General features: G+C 74.5%; 5 protein-coding genes and 1 pseudogene. 3 read left to right on the top strand and 3 right to left on the bottom strand.

Annotated features, from left to right (window positions below; all coding sequences use genetic code 11):
• Positions 1 to 238 (top strand): annotated as a pseudogene (locus ABZ297_RS02440) (hypothetical protein); the annotation flags it as partial.
• Positions 239 to 345: 107 nt separating this feature from the next.
• On the opposite strand, the gene mppR reads toward ABZ297_RS02440, so the two are convergent.
• Positions 346 to 1122: an enduracididine biosynthesis enzyme MppR gene (gene mppR, locus ABZ297_RS02435; protein WP_355338097.1), complete on the bottom strand. Its 777-nt coding sequence runs from the start codon at positions 1120 to 1122 to the stop codon at positions 346 to 348.
• A gap of 101 nt (positions 1123 to 1223) precedes the next feature.
• On the opposite strand from mppR, the gene ABZ297_RS02430 reads away from it, so the two are divergent.
• A complete protein-coding gene (locus ABZ297_RS02430) occupies positions 1224 to 2483 on the top strand; it encodes a sensor domain-containing protein (RefSeq protein WP_355338094.1) in 1260 nt (419 codons plus the stop codon).
• Positions 2471 to 3118: a response regulator transcription factor gene (locus tag ABZ297_RS02425; RefSeq protein ID WP_355338091.1), complete on the top strand. Its 648-nt coding sequence runs from the start codon at positions 2471 to 2473 to the stop codon at positions 3116 to 3118. Before ABZ297_RS02430 ends, ABZ297_RS02425 begins: the two co-directional genes overlap by 13 nt.
• Here the strand turns inward: ABZ297_RS02425 and ABZ297_RS02420 are convergent.
• Both ABZ297_RS02420 and ABZ297_RS02415 read right to left on the bottom strand, forming a co-directional pair.
• Positions 3115 to 5097 (bottom strand): ABC transporter permease, encoded by a 1983-nt coding sequence (locus ABZ297_RS02420; protein ID WP_355338088.1) that lies wholly within the window; start codon positions 5095 to 5097, stop codon positions 3115 to 3117. The two genes, ABZ297_RS02425 and ABZ297_RS02420, sit on opposite strands and share 4 nt — an antisense overlap.
• Entirely contained in the window at positions 5094 to 5843 is a 750-nt protein-coding gene (locus ABZ297_RS02415; protein WP_355338085.1) for an ABC transporter ATP-binding protein, read from the bottom strand. The genes ABZ297_RS02420 and ABZ297_RS02415 overlap by 4 nt, the downstream gene beginning before the upstream one ends.
• Positions 5844 to 6000: the final 157 nt, after the last annotated feature.

Here is a 6000-nt window from a genome sequence, read left to right as displayed (position 1 = left end):
CGCCAAGTCCCGGTACGGCGCGGCCGTCGCGCTGACCGCCTTCGCGGCGGCGGCCCCGGCGCTGATGACCGGGCTGCGCCTGGCCGAAAGCATGTCGGACGTCACCGCCGACGCGGCCACGCTCAACGTGCTGGGCGGTTTCCTGGCCGTGCTGGTGCCGGTGCTGGCGCTGATGCAGGGCTGGATGTGGTGGACGTTCCGCCGCCGCGTGGACTCGGGGACGGTGGTGTTCTTCTGACCCGCCCTGAATACCTGTCCGGGCGGCGGTTTCCGCCCCGTTCCCGCCGCCCGGACACGCCACTGCCCCGGGACGCGCGCATGGCGTCCCGGGGCAGTCGGCCGCGCTCACCCCAGCCGGCGCCCGCCGACCAGCGTCTCGGCGTAGGTGAAGGCGTAGCCCGCGCCCACCTCGACCGGCGCCAGCGAGGCCAGGTCCGGGTCAGCGCCGGGGAAGAACCGGAACTCGCCCGCCCCGCGCCACACCGGCCCGAACTCCACATCCGACACCTCGGAGGAGACGAGCTGGTGCAGCGGCTTCTCACCCGGCACCCAGGCCGGGAAGTAGCGGCTGTGCACCAGCGGCACCGCGTGCAGGTGCGGCGGCTCGCCCTGCTCGGCCAGCGTGACCGAGACCTCGGCCACCCGCCGGTCGCGCACCGCGAGGCCGGCGGCGAAGCGCCCGCCCGCGGCCATGCGCGGCCCCGCCCGCCCCACCTGGACCGGCCGGGTCATGTGCACCGAGCCGAACTGCTTCGGCATGCCCTGCACCCAGCCGCGCATCAGCGGCACCGCCTGGTCCACCCACGCGTAGGGGGCGCGGGCCATCGGCTCGCCGCCGAACGTGCAGCCCAGCAGGATCAGGAACTCCGAGAACCGGCAGCCCGCCGGGTCGTCGAGCTCCGCGCCGTTCGCCGAGCACCACTGCCACTCCGCGAACACCGCTGCCGCGGCACCCGGGTCAGGCCCGAGCTCCAGCTCGGGCGGCAGGAAGCGGGCGGCGGCGGCGGGGTCGACGCGGTAGTCGACCATGACCACCTCGCCGGAGAAGAACCACGGCGGAGAGGTGAGGGAGGAGGAGGCTCCGGACGGGGACAGCGGCAGGGAGTACCCGGTCAACGTCATGCCGAGCAGCCTAAGAAGCGCCTCGGAGATGGGCAATGAGCCTCCAGCCCGCCTGGCGCGCGCCTCTAACCAGGCTCAATTCCCTCATTAGGATAAGGATCATGGGGATCGAGGGCGGGCCGTGGGAGGGGCTGGTCAAGGCGCCGCTGCGGGTTCCGCCCTCCTCCCTGCCCTGGCGTTCGGCCGCCTATCTGCTGAGCGGCTTCGTCGTCGCCGTCGTCTGGCTCGCCGGGACGCTCGTGTTGGTCGCCGTCGGCGTCGTGACCGTGCCCATCGTGGTGGGCGTGCCGCTGCTGCGGCTGCTGCCGCACTGGGCCGAGGCGCTCGGCCGGGTGGAGCGCGCCCGGCTGCGCCTGGTGGACCGGCGGCCCGCACCCTCGCCCCACCAGGGCCGGCCGCTGCTGCGGGAGGCGGCCACCTGGCGCGAGGCCGGCTACGGCCTGCTGCTGTGCCTGCTCGGCCCGCTCAACGCCGTCGCGCTGCTGGTGCTCACGCTTCTGGTCGGCGGCCCGCTGCTGGCCCCGTTCTGGCGCTATCTGCCCGGCTCGCCGTCGGCCAACCCGTCCTGGCAGAAGGTCACCGCCGACCCCGCGCTCGCGTGGGGCGCGTCGGTGGCCGGGCTGGTGCTGCTCATCACGGCCGCCTACCTGGTGACCGCCGCCGCCGCGGCCGAGGCCGGGCTCGCCCGCACGTTGCTCACCGCGCCGCCGGAGCGGGAGCTGGAGCTGCGCCTCATCGAGGTGGACCGCTCGCGCGCCAGGCTCGCCGACGCCTTCGACAACGAGCGCCGCCGCCTCGAACGCGACCTGCACGACGGCACCCAGCAGCGGCTCACCGGCCTGATCATGACGCTGGGGCTGGTCAAGATGGAGCTGCCCGGGGCCGACCCCGAGGCCAGGAAGCTGGTCGAGCGGGCCCACCGGGAGGCGAGGGAGACCCTGGAGGAGCTCCAGGCGCTCGTGCGCGGCATCCATCCGGCCATCCTCACCGACCGGGGGCTCGAAGGGGCGCTGGCCGAGGCGGCCGACCGGTGTCCGGTGCCGGTGACCGTACGCATGGAGACCTCGCACCAGCGCCCGCCCGAGTCGGTGGAGTCGGCGCTGTACTTCGCCGGCTGCGAGGCGCTCACCAACCTGGCCAAGCACAGCGGCGCGAGCCGCGCGGAGCTGCTGCTGCGCGACGCGCCCGGCCGTATCGTGCTCCAGGTCAGCGACGACGGCGCCGGCGGCGCCGACACCGGGGGCGGCACCGGCCTGATCGGGCTGGCCGACCGGGTGGCCGCGGTCGGCGGCACCGTCAGTCTGTCCAGTCCGGTAGGCGGGGGAACGACCCTGCGCGTGGAGGTCGCATGGACGTCGTGATCGCGGACGACGCGGTGCTGCTGCGGGAGGGCCTGCGCCACATCCTGGAGCGCTTCGGCCACCGGGTGGTGGCCTCGGTCGGCGACGCTCCCACACTGCTGGCCGCCGTGGACCGGCACCTGCCGGACGTCGCCGTCGTGGACGTGCGCATGCCGCCCGGCTTCCGCGACGAGGGCCTGCGTGCCGCGCTGCGTATCCGCACCGAGCACCCGAAGGTGGCGGTGCTGGTGTTGTCGCAGTACGTCGAGCGCTCCTACGCGCTGGAGCTGCTGGAGTCCGGCTCCGGGCGCGGCGTCGGCTACCTGCTGAAGAACCGGGTCGGCGAGATCGAGGACTTCATCGACGCGGTGACCAGGGTGGCCGCGGGCGGCACCGCCATCGACCCGGAGGTGGTGGTGCGCCTGCTGGAGAGCCGCCGCGACCACGACGGCCTGGAGCAGCTCACGCCGCGTGAGCGGGAGGTGCTGGCGCTGATGGCCGAGGGCAAGTCCAACAGTGCGATCGCCCGCGCGCTCGTGGTCACCGAGGCCGCGGTGCTCAAGCACGTGGGCAACATCTTCGCCAAGCTCCTGCTGGAGCCGAGCGACACGGAGCACCGCCGCGTCGCGGCGGTGCTCCACTACCTCAAGGGCTAAGCCGCCGCTTCCGCGATGGACGTACGACCCCGCAACACCGACAAGGTGGGCGCCAGCGCGGACACCAGCACCACCAGCACGCAGGCCAGCGCCACCAGCCCGGCCTCCGTCCACGGGAAGACGGTCGGCACCTGGAGCCCGAGCCCGGCCAGCACCCCGCGCAGCCCGAGCACCGCCACGACCGTGACGCCTACGCCGAGCAGCACGCCGGTGGCGGCCACGCACAGCGCCTCCCACAGCGCCATCCGCAGCACCTGCGCCCGCCGCGCCCCCAGGAACATCAGCCGGGCGAACTCCCCGCGCCGCGCCCCGAACGACAGTGCCGAGGTGTTGGCCACCGCGATCAGCGTGTAGGCGACGGCGAAGGCGGCCAGCGCGATGGCGCCGATCCGCATGCCTTCCTGCCGCGCGCCGCTGACGAAGGCCATGATCTGCACGGTGTCGAACACCTTCAGCCGCGGCCAGCGCTTCTCCAGCTCGCCCCGGATCGCGCCGGGGTTGTCGGCGGCGACGTGCACCGCGCTCCACCCCACACGCGCGCCTGCGCCCTCGGCCTTCCCCTTTTCCACCAGCATCGACGTGGGGACGAGCAGGCCGCCGCCGAGCGGGGAGCCGTCGTAGACGGCCGCCAGCTCCGGCCGGGCCTTGGCGCCGCCGGGCAGCCCCAGCTCCACCCGCTCGCCGAGCTTCCAGCCCAGCGCGGCGGCCTGCCGCCGATCGGCCGCCACCGCACCGCCGCCACGCAGGGCCTCCAGGTCGCCCTCCACGTGGGACAGGTTCATCACCTGCCGCACTCCGGTCGGATTTACCCCTTGGGCGGGCACGGTCCGGACAGTCCGGTTGGCGAACACCTCCACCTCGCCGGAGGTCACCGGCACGGCCGCGTGCACGCCTGCGTGCCCGTTCAGCCACCGGACCGCCTCCGCCTCGCCGGTCCCGGAGACGACCAGGTCCGAGCGCCACACCTGGCGGGCGTCGGCGGCCATCGCCTCGCCGAGCAGCGTGGTGCCGCCGAGCAACGAACCGGCCAGGCCCACCGTGATGAGCACGGGCGCGGCCGTGGCGGCGGTGCGCCGGGCGGCCATCCGCACGTTCTCCCTGGCCAGCTCGCCGGTCGCGGACGTCCAGCGGGCCAGCGGCGCGGCCACGAGCGCGCTGGTCCAGGCGGCGAAGGCCGGGGACAGCAGTGCGAAGCCGATCACCAGCGGCATCGAGACGAACATGGTCAGCGGCATCCGCCCGTCCGGCGGCGCGACCGGCACCAGCGCCAGCATGCCGCCGCCGCAGGCCAGCGCGAGCAGCCCGCCCAGCCAGCGGCCCCTGCCGATGGGCCGGTCGGCGAGGGATGCGGCGCGCAGCGCCTCGACGGGACGGACGGCGGCGGCGCGGCGGGCGGCAGCGACGGTCGCGACCAGGCCGACCAGGACTCCGGCGGCGAAGCAGCCCGCCAGCGCCCCGGGCGACAGGCTCGGCGTGAAACCGGCGGGAAGCAGCTCCTGCGAGCGCAGCAACGCCGCCATCGCGGCCATGAGCGGGCCCGCGAGCAGCACGCCCACCAGCGAGGCCAGGACCGCGGCGAACGCGGACTCGGCCAGCACCATCCCCCGCACCTGGCCGGGCGCCGCGCCGACGGTCCGCAGCACGGCCAGCTCCTTGCGCCGCTGGGCGACGATGAAGGCGAACGTGCCGGCCACCACGAAGACGGTGACAAAGGCGCCGATCACCGACAGCATGACGAGCAGGGCGCCGGACTCCGACACGGCCCGCCGTACCGCTTCGGGGGCGTCGGGCGGAAGAGCGGAACCCGAGGCCAGCATCGAGGTGGCGGCGCCGGCGAAGGCGACGCCCAGGGCGAGCGCGATCACCGCGCCCGCGAAGCCCGAGACCCGCGAGCGCAGCGTCTGGGCGGCGACCGACAGCAGCGTGCGCAGGCGTACGCCGTGCCGCGCGGGCAGGGACGTGATCGTGGTGGTGGTCACGCCGCCTCCAGCTCGGACAGGCGGGCGGCGACCGCGCGGGAGGTGGGCTCGCGCAGCTCGTCCACCAGGCGGCCGTCGGACAGGAAGAGCACGCGGTCGGCGTGCGAGGCGGCGAACGGGTCGTGGGTGACCATGACGACGGTGTTGCCGCGCTCGTCCACCAGGCGGCGCAGCAGCGCCAGCACCTCGCGGCCCGACTTGCTGTCGAGCGCGCCGGTCGGCTCGTCGGCGAAGATCACCTCGGGCTGGGCGGCGATGGCGCGGGCGATGGCCACGCGCTGCTGCTGGCCGCCGGACAGCTCGGCCGGGCGGTGGCCCATGCGCTCGCCCAGGCCGACCAGCGTGAGCACCTCGCGGATCCACTCCTTCGGCGGGCGGCGGCCGGACAGGCGGATCGGCAGAGCCACGTTCTGGGCGGCGGTCAGCGAGGCGATGAGGTTGAAGGACTGGAAGACGAAGCCCAGCCGGTCGCGGCGCAGCTCAGTGCGCCGCCGCTCGGTGAGCTCGCCCAGGTCGACGTCGCCGATCAGCACCTTCCCGCCGGTCGGCTGGTCGAGTCCGGCGGTGCACTGCAGCAGCGTGGACTTGCCGGAACCTGACGGACCCATGATCGCGGTGAAGGAGCGGGAGGGGAACGTGGTGCTGACCCCGCGCAACGCGGCGACCTCGTTGGGCGCCGTGCCATAGGTGCGACTCAGGTCGATCAGACGCACGGCGTCCGTGGTCACGGTTGCGGTGTGAGTCATGCCTCCAGTCAAGCGGCGGCGCGCTTCGAACACCCGGGCGGCGACGCTAGACCTGATGGTGGTGCCAGCACTACCACGCGCCTCCCAAGCGGACTGGCTCCCGTCTGGATCACGGCTACAGGCCGCGCCGAACAGGGGTTGCCACCATACCGGGGCA

Source organism: Nonomuraea sp. NPDC005983 (assembly GCF_040614375.1).
Taxonomy (GTDB): domain Bacteria; phylum Actinomycetota; class Actinomycetes; order Streptosporangiales; family Streptosporangiaceae; genus Nonomuraea.
The sequence above is the reverse complement of the archived record's forward strand: the minus strand, read 5'-3'. Positions and strand labels throughout refer to the sequence as shown.